General features: G+C 40.0%; 10 protein-coding genes and 1 pseudogene. 2 read left to right on the forward strand and 9 right to left on the reverse strand.

The window, feature by feature from the left end:
• The coding region (locus HW098_RS00005; RefSeq protein WP_176138885.1) for a PD-(D/E)XK nuclease family transposase at positions 1–531 on the reverse strand (531 nt) is incomplete at its 3' end.
• Positions 532–729: 198 nt separating this feature from the next.
• On the opposite strand from HW098_RS00005, the gene HW098_RS00010 reads away from it, so the two are divergent.
• Complete coding sequence (locus HW098_RS00010) at positions 730–1,707, forward strand: Gfo/Idh/MocA family oxidoreductase (RefSeq protein WP_176138886.1); 978 nt, start codon at positions 730–732, stop codon at positions 1,705–1,707.
• Positions 1,704–2,786: a DEAD/DEAH box helicase gene (locus tag HW098_RS00015; RefSeq protein ID WP_176138887.1), complete on the forward strand. Its 1,083-nt coding sequence runs from the start codon at positions 1,704–1,706 to the stop codon at positions 2,784–2,786. Before HW098_RS00010 ends, HW098_RS00015 begins: the two co-directional genes overlap by 4 nt.
• A 57-nt stretch (positions 2,787–2,843) precedes the next feature.
• Here HW098_RS00015 and HW098_RS10315 read toward each other — a convergent pair whose 3' ends face one another.
• The 8 genes and pseudogenes from HW098_RS10315 to HW098_RS10685 form a co-directional block, all read right to left on the reverse strand.
• Positions 2,844–3,125 carry a hypothetical protein gene (locus HW098_RS10315; protein WP_240149429.1) on the reverse strand — a complete coding sequence of 94 codons (282 nt, stop codon included), beginning with the start codon at positions 3,123–3,125 and terminating at the stop codon, positions 2,844–2,846.
• Between the two features lie 99 nt (positions 3,126–3,224).
• On the reverse strand, positions 3,225–4,421 hold the full coding sequence (gene tuf, locus HW098_RS00025) for an elongation factor Tu (RefSeq protein WP_001040724.1): 1,197 nt from the start codon (positions 4,419–4,421) through the stop codon (positions 3,225–3,227).
• Between the two features lie 1,096 nt (positions 4,422–5,517).
• Positions 5,518–6,387: an aquaglyceroporin Gla gene (gla, locus tag HW098_RS00030; RefSeq protein ID WP_112444212.1), complete on the reverse strand. Its 870-nt coding sequence runs from the start codon at positions 6,385–6,387 to the stop codon at positions 5,518–5,520.
• A 114-nt stretch (positions 6,388–6,501) separates the two neighbouring features.
• Entirely contained in the window at positions 6,502–6,981 is a 480-nt protein-coding gene (locus HW098_RS10320; RefSeq protein WP_240149430.1) for an ATP-binding cassette domain-containing protein, read from the reverse strand.
• Positions 6,982–7,141: 160 nt separating this feature from the next.
• Positions 7,142–7,507: pseudogene (locus HW098_RS00040) on the reverse strand (hypothetical protein); the annotation flags it as partial.
• Complete coding sequence (locus tag HW098_RS00045) at positions 7,508–8,482, reverse strand: Rpn family recombination-promoting nuclease/putative transposase (protein ID WP_176138889.1); 975 nt, start codon at positions 8,480–8,482, stop codon at positions 7,508–7,510. It abuts the pseudogene before it with no gap.
• Positions 8,483–8,928: 446 nt separating this feature from the next.
• Entirely contained in the window at positions 8,929–11,334 is a 2,406-nt protein-coding gene (locus HW098_RS00050) for a G5 domain-containing protein (RefSeq protein WP_176138890.1), read from the reverse strand.
• Positions 11,335–11,435: 101 nt separating this feature from the next.
• Positions 11,436–21,266, reverse strand: a complete 9,831-nt coding sequence (locus HW098_RS10685; RefSeq protein ID WP_176138891.1) for a YSIRK-type signal peptide-containing protein — start codon at positions 21,264–21,266, stop codon at positions 11,436–11,438.
• Between the last annotated feature and the right edge of the window lie 424 nt (positions 21,267–21,690).

Genomic DNA, 21,690 nt, shown 5'->3' on the forward strand with positions numbered 1-21,690 from the left:
TTTTAATTCCAAGAATGCCATCTTTACTAGATGGTTTTCCTGTCCATTGTTTGTAATTGTTAAAACTTCACCTGTCGTGTCCTCGCGCATGCTAAAGCTATGAAAAGCCAAGTCATCTGAGAAGTAGTTACTATCCACAATTGCGATAGCGTAAACAGGTGCGATATGCTTGTAACTCTGGTGGGTATCACCTTCACGTTGGCGAATTTTTTCGAGGTTTTGATTGACCTGACTACATAGATAAGCCCATAGGCGATTGATGAAAAAATTCTGATGATGCACCTGAATCTCAATAATTACTTGAGTGCCGTTATCCAACTCAGCCAAAACATCTATACTTGTATAGAAATCCTTCGCCGAGTACGGCAGGGAAGGTAAGACATGAATATTACTTCCTTCCAAAATGGTTACATTTTTGGCTGGTAAATCCAGCATATCGCGGATAAATTGACAAGTGATTTCTGGATTGCTAAAAATTTTCTTAGCAACCAAATCGTTAGTTGGGCTGATGCCCGGATGACGTAAGGTCATATTTCTTCTCCTTCTATTATAGCACATTTTTTAATCTAGGTTTGCTAGATTATCTGCTTCTATCTATTTATTCGTAAAAGAAAGCTTTTCTTCAGAAGAAAGCTAATCGCTTATTTGAAATTTTTTCTCCTCTGTTGGATAGTCTCGTCCATCTATGTTATAATGAAAGAAGGATTTAAAATCGGAAAAGGAGTATCTATGCTTAAATTAGGTGTCATCGGAACAGGTGCTATCATCCATCACTTCATAGAAGCAGCCCATGCTAGCGGAGAATACCAACTGGTCGCAGTCTATTCTAGGAAACTTGAAACCGCAGCAACCTTTGCTTCTCACTATCAGGACATCCAACTCTTTGATCAAGTAGAGAACTTCTTCAAGAGTTCCTTTGATGTGGTCTATATTGCTAGTCCAAACTCCTTGCATTTTGCTCAGGCAAAAGATGCCTTGTCTGCTGGTAAACATGTTATTCTTGAAAAACCAGCTGTCACTCAGCCACAAGAATGGCTGAATTTGATTCAAACAGCTAAGAAAAATCGCTGTTTTATCTTTGAAGCAGCTCGCAATTACCATGAAAAAGCTTTTACAACTATCAAAAACTTTTTAGCAGACAAGCAAATTTTAGGGGCAGATTTCAACTATGCCAAGTATTCTTCCAAAATGCCTAACTTGTTGGCTGGGGAGACACCAAATGTCTTTTCAGACCGTTTTGCTGGTGGAGCTCTTATGGATTTGGGGATTTATCCTCTCTACGCTGCCGTTCGCCTTTTTGGAAAAGCTAATGACGCGACTTACCAGGCTCAACAGCTTGACAATAGCATTGACCTAAATGGAGATGGTATCCTCTTCTACCCTGACTTTCAAGTTCACATCAAAGCTGGGAAAAACATCACTTCCAATCTTCCTTGCGAGATTTATACGACAGACGGAACCTTGACCCTCAACACCATCGAGCATATCCGCTCAGCTATTTTTACCGACCACCAAGGCAATCAAGTCCAGCTCCCTATCCAACAGGCTCCTCATACGATGACTGAGGAAGTCGCTGCATTTGCACACATGATCCAGCAACCAGATCTGAATCTCTACCAAACTTGGCTGGAAGATGCAAGTTCTGTTCATGAACTACTATTTACCATGCGCCAGACTGCTGGCATTAGATTTGAGGCAGAAAAATGAAAAACAAACTACCGACTGAATGGCAAGAACTGAGTGACCAACTCGGTTTCCATGAATTCACCCCCATTCAAACTCAACTATTTGAGCCCCTTCTTGCTGGAGAAAACCTCCTAGGAGTGAGCCCAACAGGAACTGGTAAGACCCTAGCTTACCTTCTACCAAGTCTTCTCAGACTACAAAAGAAAAAAGCCCAACAACTCTTGATTTTAGCACCAAATACAGAACTTGCTGGACAGATTTTTGATGTATGTAAAACGTGGGCTGAAGCTATCGGTTTGACAGCCCAACTCTTCCTATCAGGTTCAAGTCAGAAACGCCAGATTGAACGCCTAAAAAAAGGACCAGAAATTCTGATTGGAACTCCTGGTCGTATCTTTGAACTCATTAAACTTAAAAAAATCAAGATGATGAATGTGGAAACCATCATCCTGGATGAATTCGACCAATTACTAGATGATTCTCAGATTCACTTTGTTGAGAAAATCACTCACTACGCACCTCGTGATCACCAACTGGTCTACATGAGTGCCACAACCAAGTTTGACCAAGAAAAGATTGCGCCAAACACACGTACCATTGATCTCTCTGACCAAAAACTAGACAACATCCAACATTTCTATATGCAGGTAGACCAACGTCACCGAGTGGATATGCTACGAAAACTGGCTCATGTAGAGGATTTCCGAGGTCTTGTCTTCTTTAACAGCCTATCAGACCTTGGAAGTGCAGAAGAAAAACTACAGTATCGGGATATCTTGGCTGTTTCTCTAGCTAGTGATGTCAATGTCAAATTTAGAAAAGTCATCTTAGAAAAGTTTAAAGACAAGCAACTAACCCTGCTTCTTGCAACAGATCTTCTGGCACGTGGAATTGATATCGATAGCCTAGAATGCGTCGTAAACTTTGATGTTCCTAGAGATATTGAAACCTACACACACCGTGCTGGACGTACTGGTCGCATGGGTAAAGAAGGCTATGTTATCACTCTCGTCACTCATCCAGAAGAGCTTAAAAAACTCAAGAAATTTGCGAGCATACGTGAAATTGTCTTGAAAAATCAAGAACTCTATATTAAATAAAGCCCCATTGCTCTATACACATCCAGTGTATGGAGCTTTTTTATAAGCAATTCAATTTTATACTCTTCGAAAATCTCCTTCAAACCGCGTCAGCTTCGCCTTGTCGTATGTATGGTTACTGACTTCGTCAGTTCTATCTACAACCTCAAAACGGTGTTTTGAGCTGACTTCGTCAGTCTTATCTACAACCTCAAAACGGTGTTTTGAGCTGACTTCGTCAGTTCTATCTGCAACCTCAAGACAGTGTTTTGAGCTAACTTCGTCAGTTCTATCTACAACCTCAAAACAGTGTTTTGAGTAGCCTGCAGCTAGCTTCCTAGTTTGCTCTTTGATTTTCATTGAGTATTAGTTCAATATCTGAAAAAAAAAAGAACCTTGCAAAGCAAGATTCTTTTAGTGTCTGACTTAAATAATTGTTCTTCTGGGAACTAAATCGAATTAAGCTTCGATTTCTGTAACCATACCTGAACCAACAGTACGTCCACCCTCACGGATAGAGAATGTAGTACCTTGTTCTACGGCGATTGGGTGGATCAACTCAACGTCGATTGTCACGTTATCACCAGGCATTACCATTTCAGTACCTGCTGGAAGTTCGATTGAACCTGTAACGTCAGTAGTACGGAAGTAGAATTGTGGACGGTAGTTGTTGAAGAATGGAGTGTGACGTCCACCTTCTTCTTTAGTAAGGATGTAGACTTCACCTTTGAATTTAGTGTGTGGGTTGATTGAACCTGGTTTAGCGATAACTTGTCCACGTTCGATTTCGTCACGTTGAACACCACGAAGAAGGACACCTACGTTATCTCCGGCAAGACCTTCGTCAAGTTGTTTACGGAACATTTCAACACCAGTAACAACTGCTTTTTGAGTTTCTTCTTTGATACCAACGATTTCGATTTCGTCGTTGACTTTAACGATACCACGGTCGATACGTCCTGAAGCAACTGTACCACGTCCAGTGATTGAGAATACGTCTTCGACTGGAAGAAGCAATGGTTTGTCAGTGTCACGTTCTGGTTCTGGGATGTACTCATCAACTGTGTTCATCAATTCCATAACGATGTCTTCGTATTTAGAGTCACCTTCAAGAGCTTTAAGAGCTGAACCTTGGATAACTGGAAGATCGTCACCTGGGAAGTCGTATTCTGACAATAGGTCACGGATTTCCATCTCAACCAATTCAAGCAATTCTTCGTCGTCAACCAAGTCAACTTTGTTCATGAAGACGATAAGGTGTTTAACACCAACCTGACGTGAAAGAAGGATGTGCTCACGAGTTTGTGGCATTGGTCCGTCAGTTGAAGCTACTACAAGGATAGCACCGTCCATTTGAGCGGCACCAGTGATCATGTTTTTAACGTAGTCCGCGTGTCCTGGAGCGTCGATGTGAGCGTAGTGACGTTTTTCAGTTTCGTACTCAACGTGCGCAGTGTTGATAGTGATACCGCGTTCGCGTTCTTCTGGAGCAGCATCGATAGACGCATAGTCTTTAGGTTGGTTAACTGATGAAGGCAAGCGACGTGCCAAAACAGTTGTGATAGCTGCAGTTAGGGTAGTTTTACCGTGGTCAACGTGTCCGATAGTACCAATGTTAACGTGTGGTTTACTACGATCGTATTTTTCTTTTGCCATTTGAGTAAAAGCCTCCAATAAAATATATTTTATAGATAGACAGTAGGCAATACAGTCTAACTTTCCTTACTATTTTATCAAATTTCAGCTAAATTGCAAGTGTTTTACAACGTTTTTGTGAATTATTCTTGGTAAAAATTTAACTAACCAATAGAAAGTACTAAATAGACTTAGCCTTCAAGGAGTTTTCAGCATTATTCATCCACTCACTTGCTGAGAATATAAACAGTCTCTGGTTTATACTACAAAAGCAAACTAGAAAGCTAGGTAAAAGTTACTCACAACATCGGTTTAATACTCTTCGAAAATCTCTTCAAACCACGTCAGCGTCGCCTTACCGTAGGTATAGTTGAAACTGGTCAAAAAGTCTTTGCAATCAGAAAAACATATAATATCAGGTCTTGAGAAACCTTGGTACTATGCGTTTTATTGTGGGACGATTTACTTCATTTTCTCCTAAAGTCAAGTTTTTGCCCAACCTCTTCATCTACAACCTCAAAACACTATTTTGAGCTGACTTCATCAGTTCTATCTACAACCTCAAAGCAGTGCTTTGAACAACCTGCGGCTAGCTTCCTAGTTTACTCTTTGATTTTCATTGAGTATAAGATTGCAGATAAAACGATAACAATCATAGGACACAGCAGAGCCAATGTCGGTCGAAGAATAGCCCCCCTAATCGCTTATTTTATAGCGAAATGAAATAGAAACTGAACATTTTGTTGAGGAAGGCAAATCAATTCCTCACAATATTTGAGAAAGAAGGGCAGACTATTCCAACTTCAACCCACTATAAAGCAGACTTACAAGATAGGGAACCCATCTCCGATAATATATAGTAGAATGAAAACTGCACAATTTTATTGGGGAATTCAAACCAATTTCTCACAATGTTTTAGAAACAAGGGTCTATTATTTCAACTACAACCTACTATAGCCCATTAAAGCTGAATAGCCCACTGAGACTTCTAAACCACTGCTGGAGAGGAGTTTGTTTAGACTTTCTTTCATTTCCTAGAAAATCAAAAAGAGAGAACCAGTCTGATCCTCTCTTACTTATAGATGGTGCTCACTCAAATGTTAAAGGAGCTATTTCTTAGAGATAAAGGAATTTGAATACAGCTACTGCCGCAATTGCTGCTGCAATAGGTGCTACTACTGGTACCCAAGAATACCACCATTTTGAATCGCCTTTATGCTCACCAAGAACTGATTTTGGAAGGAAAGCATGAAGGAGACGTGGTCCCAAGTCACGAGCTGGGTTCAAGGCAGGTCCTGTAGGTCCTCCAAGTGATGTTACCAAAGCCATAACGAGGAATCCAAGTGCCAAGTGAGCCACAGAAAGTCCTGAAGCAGTGTGTGGAGCCACCTGTGCTTTAATAGCCAAGTCAGAAAAATCAACTGTTTGTCCTGCTTGTGTTGCCATTTGTTTCATGTATTGAAGCACTTCAGCACCAAAGAAGTTTTTAGTCAAACCAAGAGCTGCAAAGAACAAAACAAATGAACCAACAAACTCGTTTACAAAACCATTAACAGTTGCTGCATAGCGACTTTCTTTTGTACCATGGTCAATACTTGAAATAGTTGAGAAAGTTCCCAAGATGTTATTTGAGTTTTCAGTTTTCAAGTAGAATGGGCGGTGTGTTGCCACAACCAAGGCTTGACCAAAGATAGCCCCCAAGACTTGCGCGATAATGTAAGGTACCACTTGTGCCCAAGGGAAAAGACCGCTAACTGCAAGTCCTAGAGTGAAAGCAGGGTTGATGTGGTTCCCAGATACGTTACCAAACATCAAGGCTGGGATCATAACCCCCATACCATAACCAACAGCGATGACGATCCAGCCACTTTGGTGACCTTTCGTACCTTTAAGTTCAACATTGGCAACTGCACCATTCCCAAGAATGATCAAAATGGCAGTTCCCAAAAATTCAGTGGCATACTTCAGTGCCCATGTGAAATCCATTTGCTAGATTCTCCTTAAAATTTTTTAGATATTCCTTATTTTATCAATTTTTAGCCTATTTAGCAACTAGTTTCTGGAAAGATTTTTTAAAAATAATACTCTTCGAAAATCTCTTCAAACCACGTCAACGTCGCCTTGCCGTATGTATATGATACTGACTTCGTCAGTCTTATCTGCAACCTCAAAACGGTGTTTTGAGCTGACTTCGTCAGTCTTATCTGCAACCTCAAAACGGTGTTTTGAGCTGACTTCGTCAGTCTTATCTGCAACCTCAAAACGGTGTTTTGAGCTGACTTCGTCAGTCTTATCTGCAACCTCAAAACGGTGTTTTGAGCTGACTTCGTCAGTCTTATCTGCAACCTCAAAACGGCTATCTTGGGCTAGGTAAGACAGAGAAATATCTTTTTTCTTATTGATTTCTCCGCTAGTTGGCTCCTCTTCTCCAACTAAAATCTTCAAAAGAGTAGACTTACCTGCACCATTTTTCCCAACAAGGGCAATCCGATCTCGTTCATCAACCTGCAGGTTGATATTATCAAAAAGAACCTCTCCTGCAAAAGAACGTTCAATTTTATTAGCTTGTAAAATAATCATGCAAGTAGTATAGCATGTTTCCCTAAGGCATTCAAGACAATCGTCTTAACTCAAATATCCTAGAAAAACCGGCTCTGCTTATTCTTGGTATTAAAAAGTATTTGGATTATAAACTCTACTTATTTTTTTGCAAGATAGCTAGCTAAACATTTTCGCTCGTTTACAAAAGTGACTCAAACTCAGCGACAGTCATTCCTAACTGCTGGCTGGCAAATTCAGAAGTTAAAACATGTTGACGAACCATGTCTAAGAAGGCAAAAAGTTTTCCACGTTCTAAACCTTGTTCAACCCCCTCAGCCCTAGCGGTTTCCAAAGCATAGTCCTGTGCTAACAAGGCTTGTTCTTCGCGCATACGTAGTTGACTAAACATTTTTCTGTCCTCCTCAGACCAGCTCTTGTAGTCCAGCAGTTGGTCTGCTTGGCTGATGGCTCGCTCGGATTGTTGAGTAAAGGGCTTGTTCCCAAAAAACTCCAACCACGGCTTGCGAATGCTATCTTTGCTGGTTTCTCTATATTTTTTTAGTTCTTATTTGTGATGGTCTCTCAATAGTTCTTCAAATTCAGAGACAGTCATACCCAACTGCTGACTGGCTATCTCCGAAGTCAGAAGACCTTGACGAACCATGTCTAGGAAGGCAAAGAGTTTTCCACGTTCAAGTCCCTGTTCAATGCCCTCAGCTCGCCCACGTTCAAGACCACGCTCTAAACCTTGTTCAATACCTTCTGCACGACCACGTTCTAAGCCCTTTTCCTCAGCTTGTTCCAAGGCATAGTCCTGAGCGAGTAAGGCTTGTTCTTCGCGCATACGTAGTTGACTAAACATTTTTCTGTCCTCCTCGGACCAGCTCTTGTAGTCCAGCAGTTGGTCTGCTTGGCTGATGGCTCGCTCGGGTTGTTGAGTAAAGGGTTTATTCCCGAAAAACTCCAACCATGGCTTGCGAACCTTGTCTTTGCTGGTTTCTCTATATTTTTTTAGTTCCAAGAACGCCATCTTGACTAGATGGTTTTCTTGACCGTTATTTGTGATGGTTAAGACTTCACCTGTCGTGTCTTCGCGCATACTGAAACTGTGGAAAGCTAGATCATCTTGGAAATAATTACTATCCACAATAGCTATTGCGTAAACAGGTGCGATATGCTTGTAACTCTGGTGGGTATCACCTTCACGTTGGCGAATTTTTTCAAGATTTTGATTGACCTGACTGCACAAGTAAGCCCACAGGCGATTGATGAAAAAATTCTGATGATGTACCTGAATCTCAATGATTACTTGTGTTCCATTATCCAACTCCGCCAAGACGTCTATACTGGTATAAAAATCCTGCGCCGAGTATGGCAGGGAGGGCAAGACATGAATATTGCTCCCCTCCAAAATGGTCACATTTTTAGCTGGCAAGTCCAGCATATCGCGAATAAATTGACAAGTGATTTCTGGATTGCTAAAGATTTTCTTAGCAACCAAGTCATTGGTTGGGCTAATGCCCGGATGACGTACAGTCATGTTTGCTCTCCTTTCATTATAGCACATTTTTTAATCTAATTTACTAGATTTGATGCTTCTATCTATTTATTCGGAAAAAGAGTAGAAAAAACAAAAGAAATTCAAACTTTATAGCAAAAGGAAATAAACTCTGAACAAATAGGATAGTAAAGTCGAATCAATTTCTAGCAATGTTTTATAAGTTATAATGTTCTATTCTGAATTTAAGATAACATATAATTTAAAGAGACTGGACCAAAACTCAACTTCTGGAGAAAATGAAGTAAATCTTCCCACAATAAAACGCATAGTCTCAAGTTTTTCAATACCTGATACTATGCGTTTTTCTGATTTGAGAGGCTTTTTTCTCAACCTCTTCTTAATCTTAGCTTTTCTCCACCCCACTACAGTTGACAATGAGCCAAAAAAAGAAGATGACGAATCATCTTCTTAAAAACTATGAGTTTTTAGTCTTCTTTTTTCTTGAAGAATCCTAGTCCTAGACCTGCTAACAAGGTCATGATACCAGCGCTAGCCAAGGTAGCATTCGCTTCTGTACCTGTGTTTGGCAATTCTGCTTTATCAGATGTTTTGGCAGATGTTACACTATCTACTGTCTTTTCTGATGTAGCTGTAGCCACTGCTTCACCTTTTTGTTCTGAAACTTTAGATGGTGCTGGGCTTGCAGCCTGTTCTGGACTTGGAGTTTGGTCTTTTGGAGCAGGAGTTTGAGCTTGCTTGGTTCTAAACACATGAACTATCAAGTTATCTCCCTCACGGTGACTCTCAACAAATTCATAGCCTGGAACTTCACCTGCTTCTTGCTTATCAACTGATGGCACTTTCAAGTCTTTTCCGTTTTCATCGCGCCATACTGTACGAACCGCTGGAGTTTCAGCTTTGTTTGGTTTTTCTGGCGTTGAAGTTGATGGCGAACTTGATGGAGGCATTGGATGACTAGTTGAGCTTTCTGGTAAAATTGGAGTTCCATTCGCTACTTTCTCAAATGTATGCGTTAAAATACCTTCTTCTAAGCGACTAGATAGCCACTTGTAGCCTGCAATCTCGCCAGCAAGTTCTTTCTTACCAACTACTGGTTTCTTAAGCTCAGTTCCTGCTGTATCTACCCATAGCGTTACTGGATGCTCTGGGTTTGCTGCTTCGATTGATAAAGCAGCGTATACAAACGGAGTATAAGCACTCGTTTTATGCTTGGCTCGAGCTTGGACTTTTTGTTTGTTGACAACTGATTCTCGTGGAATGGTTACAGTACCTGTTTTCTTGTCTAATGTAACATTTTCAGGTTGTTTGTCTAAAGTCCATTCGCCACTAGGTTGCTTGGTAAGAGTTAGAACTTCATTACCAGAGCCATCACTCTTAGGATAGATAATTTTGACTGTATCTGCATCTTTTTTAGGAGCTTTTACTTCGAAACTTGCTTTATTTGGTTCTTCCACAATAGCGATAGTCGGCGGAGCTACCTTAAGATCTGGTTGGTCTGCAGGATCAGATGGCTGTCCTGGTTGAGCTGGTGCTTCCTCAGGAGCGGTTGGTTGTTCTGGTTGTGGAGTCTCCGGTGTTTCTTCTGGTTTCGGTTGTGGAGTCTCTGGTGTTTCTCCCGGTTTTGGTTGTGTACCACGTTTAACAACTTTCGTTACTGGATCTGTTGTTACTGTTTCTGGTTCATTTGGTGTTACTTCGCCTGTAGTTTCGTTTAGCTTATACGTTGTTGTCGTAACTGTTTTACCAGCTTTACCAGCTACTTCAACATGTTCTTCACCTTCTGGGATATTGTCATCACGTTCATAACGTGTTGGGTAATCAATCGGTGTTTCTACAACTTTTGGTTGAGTTCCACGTTTAACAACTTTCGTTACTGGATCTGTTGTTACTGTTTCTGGTTCATTTGGTGTTACTTCGCCTGTAGTTTCGTTTAGCTTATACGTTGTTGTCGTAACTGTTTTACCAGCTTTACCAGCTACTTCAACATGTTCTTCACCTTCTGGGATATTGTCATCACGTTCATAACGTGTTGGGTAATCAATCGGTGTTTCTACAACTTTCGGTTTTGTTCCGATTTCGTAAACGTCGTCTACTTTATTAGCATCTTCTCCTGCATTCACATGGATACGATAATACTTAGATAGTACAACATTACCATCTTCTGTTACCACATTTTCTTCTGCATCTGGATTTACTGTTAGGGGTTTATTCGATTCTACGACACTATCATCACTATCAATTTCACCACTAGCCCCATCTGGTTTACCATCGTGGTTACTGTCATCTTTATCTGGAGTATATATACCTGAGTCAAGACGATGAGGATACTTAGGGTTAACCTCACTCACTTTAGGTTCAACAAATTGTGTACCAGCAATTTCGTTACCTGCATGCTCATTTATAGTATCAGCATCAGCTCTTTTATACTTAGGATCAACTTCACCATCACCATCTTCATCATATAATTTTGTGAATAAATTTTCTAGTTCATTACCCTCTTCATCAAAATGATCTGTTATCTCGTCCTCTGTCAAATTCTCATTTGGCTTTGCTTTTAAAATGTAACTATTACCATTATGACCCTCTGTGATCAATTTAGGTTGAGCATTAGGTTCATAATCCACATCATCATTTCTTACATATTTTTTACCTTTAGGAACAAAAACTTGGTAACCCTCAGTAGCACTAGACAATTCACCAATTTTATTCTCTCCGGGGTCCGCTTCAGTATCTGAAGCATAAACTGTAACATTTGGTGCCATTATTGCAACACCACCTAGGGTAATGACAGTAGCCACTACACAGGAACCGAAAACTTTTCCTATTTTGCGTAGAGCATATTTCTTATTTCTAGTTGATTGTCTTGACATATTTTCCTCAATTTAATATTTATTTTAGTTTATAGATTGTTGACTCCGAGCCAAAAGCCAGATAACTCATCCAACTTTTGGCAAGAAGCAACGTTTTTATATTATTCGGATTCATCTTCTTTTTTCTTGAAGAATCCTAGTCCCAAACCTGCTAACAAGGTCAACAATCCTGCCCCAGCTAAGCCAGCATTAGCCTCTGTACCTGTATTTGGCAACTCCTCTCTCTTACCTGTCACATAAGTCGGAACTTCTGGATCTGGACTCACTGGAGTTTCAGGTCTTGGAGTATCTGGTTCTGGAATTGGAGTCTCTTGATTTGGTAGTTCTGGGCTTGGTGTCGGAGCACTTGGATGCTCTGGATTTGGTTGTGGGTTTGGCTCCCCAGGTCTATCTGGAATTGGTTCGTTAGGAAGAACTGGCGGTATCTTTTCAAATCGATGAATCGTAATACCATCCTCCGTTACAGTTGTAATATATCTGTATCCTGGAATATTTCCAGCTTCATGAGTACCTGGTTGATCTGGTTTAAGTGGATTACCATCTTTATCAAACCAGACTGTAATTTTATATTCTGGCTTGTCTACAGATGGAGAACCTGCAAAGAAAATATGTGTGACTTTATTTCCTTCCAAACGACTTTCCAACCAAACATGATTTGCAATTCGACCTTTTTCATGTAAACCATTTTCAGTTGGTCTTAAGACATTTCCATTTACGTCAATCCATTCTGTTGTTCCTTCAAATTTAGGTACATCAAGAATATTCGGCATAACACTAACAATCTTACTTTGTTTGTACTTATGTTTTGTTTGCGTATCTACCCATGTCTTCGGTTGAACTTGTTCACTTGGAATGTAAACACGACCATTCGTCGGATTGATAGTCACTCCAACTGGAGATTTTTCAATTTTCCACGTACCATCTTTATCTTTCTTCGTAACGATAGTTTCTTTTTCAGTACTGTTTCGTTTTGTAAATGTAATAGATAAAGTATCAGCATCTTTATTTGGCACGTCAACTTCTACAGTATTACCGCTTGGACGTTCGACAATTCTCGGTGTCGGTGGAATAACATAGATTTGACGTAACTTCACAACAAAGACTTGAGACGGATCTTTTCCTTCTTCATCTTTTACGTTATCAAATGTTGCTCCATCTTTCAGAGGATTGTCTACTAACTCGTAGTCACCATTATTAACTGGGTCACCTGTTAGTTTCTTCAATGTATCATTAAAGTTTTCTGTTGGGATTTCCTCTCCAGTTTTACCTGTCAGCGACATCCTTGAAGCGACAAGCTCCGTTTCTTTTCCATCTTCGCCTATGACAACAAATTTGACAATAGCTCTTTGTCCATCTGGTGTATACTTGATTGGTGTATCCATCTTAGGATCATTTGGCGTTTCTGGAACTGGTGGCACCTTATATCCTTTTTCTGGATGTTCCGGATCTATAGGTACTAATGGAGTTCCGTTTGGTGTCTTAGGTGTATAGCCTGGAACGTATGGAATCACTGGCACTTTTGGTACTGGTTGACCTGGTTGTGGCGGAGTGGTTGGATAATCTGGAGTTTTAGGCTTAGTTGGATCATCTGGATCATTTGGATACGGAATTGGTGTCGGTTTGTCTTTTCCTGGTACTTTTGGCACCCATGAACCGATTTTTCTGTATTCAACTGTCACCTCATATGATTCTGTATCAGGTGAAACAGATTTATTTTCTACAGAAGCGACACTTGCAAGGTATCCATCTAATACAGGTGTATTAACTTTTGATAACTCTTTTGTTTCAGTATCCCAAGTACCAATTTTTGTTAAACCTGTTGTTAAGCTTGTGGTTGTATTTCTTGAAAACTCAACCTTATCTACTTTTGTTTTGATTTTTTCCGTATTAAGTTCTGTTCTGACTTCATTTCCATCTTGAACATCAATTTTAACGTATTTAATCGTACGTATTACAGTTGTAGATTCTTTATCTATTGAGATTTTTTCTCTTACTACTAATTTATATGTCTGCGTTGGTTCTTGTTTTCCTTCGTCAGACTCTGTGTCATATTTTGTAGTTGCAGTTATTGGGTTTGCTGTATCTACAATGTATCCACGATTTCTTAGTGAAGTTATTTTATCATCAACAGAATTTTTATCTGATTCTTTAACCGTTTCACCAGATTTTCCATTAAATTCTAATTTTTCATTATCTAGTGGTACTTCTATCCCTGTTGTTACATTAACTACTTTAATTAAAATCTTTTGCGGATTTCCTTCATAAGTAATTGGTGTATCCATCTTAGGATCATTTGGCGTTTCGGGAACCGGTGGCACCTTATATCCTTTTTCTGGATGTTCTGGATCTACTGGCACCAACGGTTTCAGTGGATTTGTATTTGGATTTACTGGTTTTGTTGGATCTGTAGGAACCATTGGTGTATATCCTGGTACATATGGAATTACTGGTGGCGTTGGTTTATTAGGATCCGTTGGAGTTCCTGGTGTCTCATTACCACCTGGTGTTTCTGGATATTCCGGATTCTTAGGCTTAGTTGGATCATCTGGATCATTTGGATACGGAATTGGTGTTGGTTTGTCTTTGCCTGGTACTTTTGGCACCCATGAACCGATTTTTCTGTATACCACTTTTTCCTCGAATGATTCACTATCTCCTGTCACTTCACGAGATTCTACCTTGGCTTTATCCGCTAGATAGCCTTCTAACACTGGAGTCTTCACTTCTCCTAGTATTTGTTTTTCACTCCATTTTCCATTACTAATCCGACCTGTAGCCAAGTTTATACTGATGTCACGGCTAAAGTTTACAGTCTGAGTATTGGTTGGTTGTGCATTCTCAACTTCTACTTCTACGCCATTTTGTTCTTCAATTTTAACGTATTTAATCGTTCTTGTAACTGCTTTTGTCTCTGTATCAAGGCTTATCCGTTCTCTAACGAGGAGATCATATACCTGTGTTGGGTCTCCATTTTCTGGATCTTTTTGGTTATCAAAAACTTTACCTTTCAACAAGTCCTTGTTATCAACAGTGTATCCACGTTTTTCTAATTCTTTAATTTTATCTTCTAAAGATTTAGTTGGAATAGCTTGATCCGTTTTACCATCATTGATACCTACAGTATCGTTTTCTAATGGTATCTTCACTCCATCTTTCACATTGTACACTTTGACCAATGCTCGTTGCGAATCAGGAACATAACTAATCTCTGTATTTGTTCCTGGTTCTGTCGGTATTGATGGCGGAATATAACCTTTTGTTGGGTCTCCTGGAACTTTTGGTTGTAATGGAGTTTCCCCAATTTTCGGTGTGTATCCTGGTACATACGGAATTACTGGGACGTTTGGTGTATTTGGATCTGTTGGATCACCTGGTTTAGTTGGATCTGTTGGATGGTTTGGATATGGTAGTGGTGTTGGTGTGTCTTCACCTGGGACTTTCGGAATCCACGAACCTAATTTCCTATAGACTACCTTCAGTTCTTGATTTGCAGAGTCTGCTTTTAGATGTTCACTTGCTACTACACTTGCTCCACTTGCCTCTACTAAACCACCTTGTGTATCTTGGTTGGCCTTTAAGACATAACCTTTAACCATCGGAGATAGTACCGCATCAAATGTAGTGTCATTATCTACAGCCATCCATTCTCCATAAGTAATGGTTTTGGTTACGACATTGATGGACGCTGTTCTAGTAAAGGTTACTTTATCTGTCACTGCATCTGTCGTTTCTTGACCATTAGCTGTATAGGTGACCTTAGCTCCCTCTTCGTCCACATACGTAATTGTACGTGTCACTTCCTTCTTGGTATCCAACTGTTTCACTAAGTCCTCTGTCCATCGTGGGATGGTTGGATCATTTGGTTTGTCTGGATCAACTGGGGTCGTTGGATCAATTGGTGTTCCAGGTTCGATTGGCTTATCTGGCGTTGGCGGTGTTACTGGCACCACTTTTTCATGAACTTTCAGTGTAAAGACTTGCGTTGGGTCTCCATCATCTGGATCCTTAACATTATCAAATTTTTGATTATCTAATAAGTCTTTATTTTCTACGACATAGCCACGTTTTTCCAAGTCTGCAATCTTCTTGTTAACGTCATCTTTCGGAATATCTGCATCTGTTGAGCCGTTACCAATAGCTACCGTATCGTTTGGTAATGGTATTTCTTTTCCTTCTTTAACGTTTACGACTTTAACGACAGCTCTTTGTGGATCAGCAAGATAGCTTATCTCCGTATTTGTATTAGGTTCTATCGGTACTGCTGGTGGAATATAGCCTTTTGTTGGGTCTCCTGGTACTTTTGGTTGTAACGGAGTTTCCCCAATTTTTGGTGTATATCCTGGGATATACGGAATCACCGGAACATTTGGATCTGTTGGATTACCTGGTTTGGTTGGATCGGTTGGGTGGTTAGGGTAAGGTTTTGGATTCGTATCAGTTCCTTCTGGTGGCACTACACCTTTTGGTATTTTCGGAATCCACGCGCCTAATTTGGTATAAATAACTTTTTCTACTAAATTATTTGAAGTTTCAGAAACTGTTACACTAGCTACGGATAGCTTATCTGCTACATATCCATCTAGTTTTTTTGTTGTTACTTCTGCTAAGTTGTTGTCCGTACTTGTCCAGTCTGTATACTCTACAACTGTTCTAGTTGCTACGTTTACTTTTACAGTACGTTTAAAGTGTGCTGTTTGAGTTACAGTTGGTTTTGCGTTTGGAATTTCTTCTCCATTTGGAGTGTCTTTCTTAACATAAGTAATGGTACGTGTAACATCTTTCTTAAGTGACAATTGGTTCACTAACTCATCTGTCCATCTTGGAATACTTGGATCATTAGGATCATCTGGAGTATCTGGATCGATTGGCGTCTCTGGACTTGGTGGTTCTGTTACTTCTACCACTTTTTCATGAATTTTTAGCGTGAATACTTGGGAAGGGTCTTTCCCTTCTTCGTCTTTTTGCTTATCAAAGCTTGACTTGGTAATCTCAGCGATTACCTCATCCTTATTATCCACAACAAAGCCACGTTTTTCCAAGTTCGTAATCTTGGCAAGCACTTTCTCTGTTGAAATCTTTTCTGCAGTCCTACCTTCAAGATTGACATCTTCTGCTGGTAAGCGCACTTCCACTCCAGTTGTGGTATTGACGACTTTGACCAATGCCTTTTGTGGATCTGGTTCATAGATGACAGTTGTGTTAGACTTAGGGTCTGTCGGTGTTGGTGGTGTATATCCTTCCGTTAAATCTTTTGGATTTTTCGGAACCAATGGTTTATCCCCTACTTTAGGTGTATATCCTGGCACATGCGGAATCACTCCTGGTGTCGGATCACCTGGTTTGGTTGGATCGGTTGGATGGTTTGGATAAGGGATTGGGTCAATTGGAGTTTCTCCTACTGGGAGATTTGGTACCCAAGTCCCAATCTTAGTATAAACAACTTCTTCTTGAATATCTTCCGTCGTAGCTGTTACTTCACGTTCTCCAACTTCCGCTCTATCTGCTATATAGCCTGATAGGACTGGCGATGCGACTTTATTTAAGGTTTGTGCTTCACTCCATTTACCATAGGTTGTTTCCCCTGTAACAAGGTTGAACTTGACTTCACGGTTAAATGTCGCCCTATCCGTCACTGTCTCATGTGCTTCTGTCGAAACTTCTACACCATCTACAAGGTCTTTTTTCACGTATGTAATCGTACGTGTTACAGTTTTACTGTCAGTGTCTATGCTGATCGGTTCTTTAACAACTATCTTATAAGTCTGAGATGGTTCTCCCGTAGTGGCATCGTCCACTCTATCGTACTTGGTAGTTGCCGTGATAGGATTGGTGCTCTCTACATTATAACCACGTTGTTTCAAGGCTTTTATCTTGTCATCAACTTTCGTTTTATTGTCATCCCCAACTACTTGATCGGATACGCCACTGAATTCCAGCTTTTCTGTTGGCATTTCCACTTCTTTCCCTGTCGTGATATTGACAACTTTTATCAGGATTTTTTGTGGATTTGGCACATACTCTATCTCTTTATTCTTCTTAGGATCACTAGGTATTTCTGGCACCTTGTATCCCTTTTTAGGATCATTTGGATCCAATGGTTCTAATGGTTTTAAAGGATTTGTATCTGGAGTTTCCGGTTTTGTTGGATCCGTCGGTACTTTTGGTGTGTAGCCTGGTACATATGGAATGACTGGTGGGGTTGCTGGAGTTTCAGGTGTCCCTGGATCTCCCGGCTGAGGGTTTGGTGTCTCTCCTGGAGTCTCAGGTGTTTCTGGATAAGTTGGAGTTTTAGGCTTAGTTGGATCGTCTGGGTCATTCGGATATGGAATCGGTGTCGGTACTTCTTTATCCGGAACTTTTGGAACCCAAGACCCGATTTTAGTATATACAACTGTTCTTGTAATATCCGTGACTGCCCCTGCCTCAGTAGGCTTTGTTGCTGTTTCCTCTGTCACCACTTTCTTATCTGCTAGGTAGCCTTTTAATAATGGCGTCTTGACTTCTGGGAAATTCGTTAACGTGTGGCTAGTATCTTTCGTTTCTTTCCAGTCGCTATAGGTAACTGCTTTTGTAACTAGATTATAGGTAGCACTCCGTTTGAATAGAACCTTATCTATCTTACTTGCTACTCCACTTGGCTCCTCAGCTCCGTCTGGACTTTCTTTCTTAAGGTACGTAATGGTACGTGTTACTTCTTTTGTAAGATCTGACTCTTTTAGTCCTGTTTCTGGCCATTTTGGTCCGTCTGGAATTTCTGGATCGACTGGATCATTTGGAGTTGGCGGTTCTGTTACTTCTTTTGTACGCTCTTGTACTGTAATCGTATAAGACTGCGTTGGCTCTTGTCCGTCTACGTCCTCTTTGTCATCACCTTTTCGCTCGTCTGCAGTTCCATTTGTGAAAGTATTGCTGACAATTTCATAACCTGCTTTTTTCAAGGCAGCAACTTTGGCATCAACATCTGTTGATGGGAAGTCTTCACCTACTTCTGTTTCAAGGTTGATCTTATGTTCTGGTAATTCAACAGCTGTTCCTCCACCTTGTTGTTTCATCACATGAACAACTGCTTTTGCTTTGGTGGCTTCCCCTTCTTCATAGACAAAGGTTACAACCTTATCAGCCGAAGTTACTGAACCTGTGACAGCTGCTGAGTTATTATATAGCCCATTATTTAGGGATCTTTTTAGGCGGTATTTTTTCTCACCTGTGTTAATCCCACGTAATTTCTTACTTGTTACATCATAGCTTGACCCAATAAGGGCTTCTTTTTCTACAAGGTAGGTACCATTATCAGATTTTTCTCCAACTTTTTTAGCTTCTTCATCAGATAGTGGTATATCTTGTCCCTGTTCATCGACATAACGAACCTTTACATTACCAGAGATAGCTTTTCTAACTTCCGATGTTTTCTTACTTTCATCGATTTTTCCTTTGAGTTTTTCCCCTTCTTCTGGTGGAATTTTCTTCTCTTTCACCTGTTTATCAATGATCCGTTTGGCTACTTCTTTAGATGGTTCTACCGTATCTTGAATAACTGAGAAGTCGGCTAGGATAGGTAAGTTATATTGAAGTCTTGGACTTTGCTTATTAACCCCAACGCGTTTTTTGTTTTCAGCAAACACTTGTATCTTGTAGGCTACGACATCTTTATCCAATGGAATATCCCCTGTTGAGAAGTATCCACCTTTACCTAGTTTATCCTGATCTCCACCAATTTCCTCAGTAATTTTTTTGGATAATTCAGCATCAGCTAGCACACCTGAACGTCTAACTTTTTCTTTTTCAACAAAATAGTGCGTGAATTTTGGAAGACCATCGTTTTCCTTCGCAGCAAGATCATTCGTCCTTATTCTATTGTAATCAGCTTCTGTTAGATCCTCAGGTTGTTCAGTTGCTTCCATATGTGAGCCAAGGATTTTTGCTTCTTTACTACCGTTTCTTGCTTCCAGGTAAGTGTAGGCGTTTGTGGATCCAAGGGCTGAGTTTAAGGCAGAGATTTCTTTTTTAAGTTTAGCTGTTTCATCCTTAGTCGTAGTAGTCTTTAAAAGAGCTTCTTTTTCTGCTAGCTCAGCCTTAAGTTTTTCACGATGACTCTTCACTTTTTTTGGGTCTGTTTGGAGTTCTAATTGGTCTGTATCTGCATGATAGATAATTTTTTTAGCAGTTGGCAATACAAAATCTAATAATTTATAGACACGATCTGGGTCTTTACTTTTTGTTATTCCATCTGAATTTTTCTCAGTACTAACCACCCATATTGCAGATTTTTTTTGCACCTCGATATCCGTTATGTTCCTTAATATATTGTTGAGTTTATTGGCTACAGTTGCATAGTTAGCTTGGATATTAAGTTCTTCTTTAAACTTATTAGTTAGTTTTCCGTTTTTTTCTACTTCATGCAATTCGTCCTTATCGATAGGCAACTCATATATAACGTCGCCTTTTTTGGCAAGTTCTTGTTTTACTTCCTCTTTTAAAGCGTCTAGTTTCTGTTTATCTATTTTTTTGTCGTCCGGATATTTTTCTTTATATTTAGGATTTGCAAGAGCATTGACTTTTTTATTGTATTCATCCTGAAAAATCTTTTTAATTTCTCTATTCAACGCTTTTAAATCCACACCCTGGCTGTAGCGTTCTTCATTCTCTACAACACCGTCAATTCGGTTAATAGTGTGGTCATAAATGGTCTCTTCCACTTCTTTTGAAGTATCATTCTTATCCTTTTTAATCGCTGTAACAACGATACGATAAGTCCCTTTTGACCCTTCATAGTCTGAGATATACCCTGTCACAAAGTCGATTTTCAAGCGACTTCCATATTTGGTAGAAAAGGCAGTAAAGGTTTTTTCTATTCCATTGAATCCCTCAATATTTGGAGAATGTTGGAGAATATCTTCCTTCTCTTTTACAGGTAAGCTATTAAGATGTTCCTTATTTCCTGTTCTATTTTCTGTTTCTATTTCAAACCGAGATCCATCTTGTGCTGTATCAGTTCTATTGGCGATAGTACGCCCTTTAGCAAGCATTAACATATATTTGAAGCGACGGTCTAATGCTTGCTCGTGAAGGTAGACTCGGTCAAGTGCATCAGAACCAAGCATCCCGCCTTGCTCTTTTTCTGTGGTTGAACCCTTTTTATAGTACCAACCAGTGAAATACCCTTGAGCATTTTTCTTACCGATGGCGAATGTTCCACCGTCTATAGCTTTCCAACCACCGAACTCGTTAATTTCACGAATTTCACCATCTTGTAGTTGTTTGCCGCTTTCATCCTTAGTAACATTACCATTTCCATCAAATCTAAGTGCATCACCAAGGGTGTTCATATTTCTCAAGTATGAACGCTCATTATTTTGGAAGTCATCCGGCATATTTTGGATGATTTTGTACATGTACTCAACTGTAGCATTCTCACCAGGAGTATCAAATGTTAAGTGGGCATTCTTATCATCCCCACCCTCTTCTCCATCTTTAGGTACATGTACCCCAGGCTGGTCAGTTTTTACTGTCTCACCTTTACGATTGGCATCCAGTACAGGTGAATTTTCACCTGTTGGCTGGTTCTCTCCTGATTCAGTTCCTGTAGCTCCACTCGATGGATTACTTTCGTCCCCATCAGGTAACGCTCTTTTAGTCCGACGAGGTTTGGCAGCTTCTGGAGCTACTAGCGGATTTTCAGCTACGGGAGCATTATAGGTATTTGCTGCTGCATCAGTATTGCTGAGGTCAGGCTTGTTTCCTGTCTCTCCATTTCCAGACTGTTCTGCATCTGTCGGGTTTGCTGCCCTCTCAGTTTCCCTCGCTGACTCCACGCCCTCAGCATGAGCAATCCCAGCTCCCATCAAAAGATAGAGCGCCCCAATGACAACACTAGCTGCACCGACACTCACTTTCCGAATACTGTATTTTAATTGTTTTTCTGGATGATTCATTCTTACACTCCATATATATATATATATATTGTGCCCTATTACTTCCTATATAATAGAATACAATTCATGAATATATTATACACCAGTCGGCTTGAAACTTCAAATTTTTTGAATGGAAAGACGACTCTTTTTACTAAGACCAAAGCTAGGTTAGAAGTCCATCATCAGTAAGCCAACACCAAAGATGAAGCCTCATTATCCTTGCCTTGTCGTGTGCATCTTATGGACGCACTTCCTTTTATCAGCAAGCTCAGCGCTGTGCTTTGAGACCTTTTCAGCTTGCTTTAGGATTCCCATTAACTTTTACACTTATTTCTTTAAAACTGAGACAATTTGACATTTTTTCTACTCTTTTTCTACTTTTTCCGAATAAATAGATAGAAGCAGTGAATCTAGCAAATTAGATTAAAAAATGTGCTATAAT

Origin of the sequence: Streptococcus sp. 1453, assembly GCF_013276955.1 — a bacterium.
In the GTDB taxonomy this organism is placed as follows: domain Bacteria; phylum Bacillota; class Bacilli; order Lactobacillales; family Streptococcaceae; genus Streptococcus.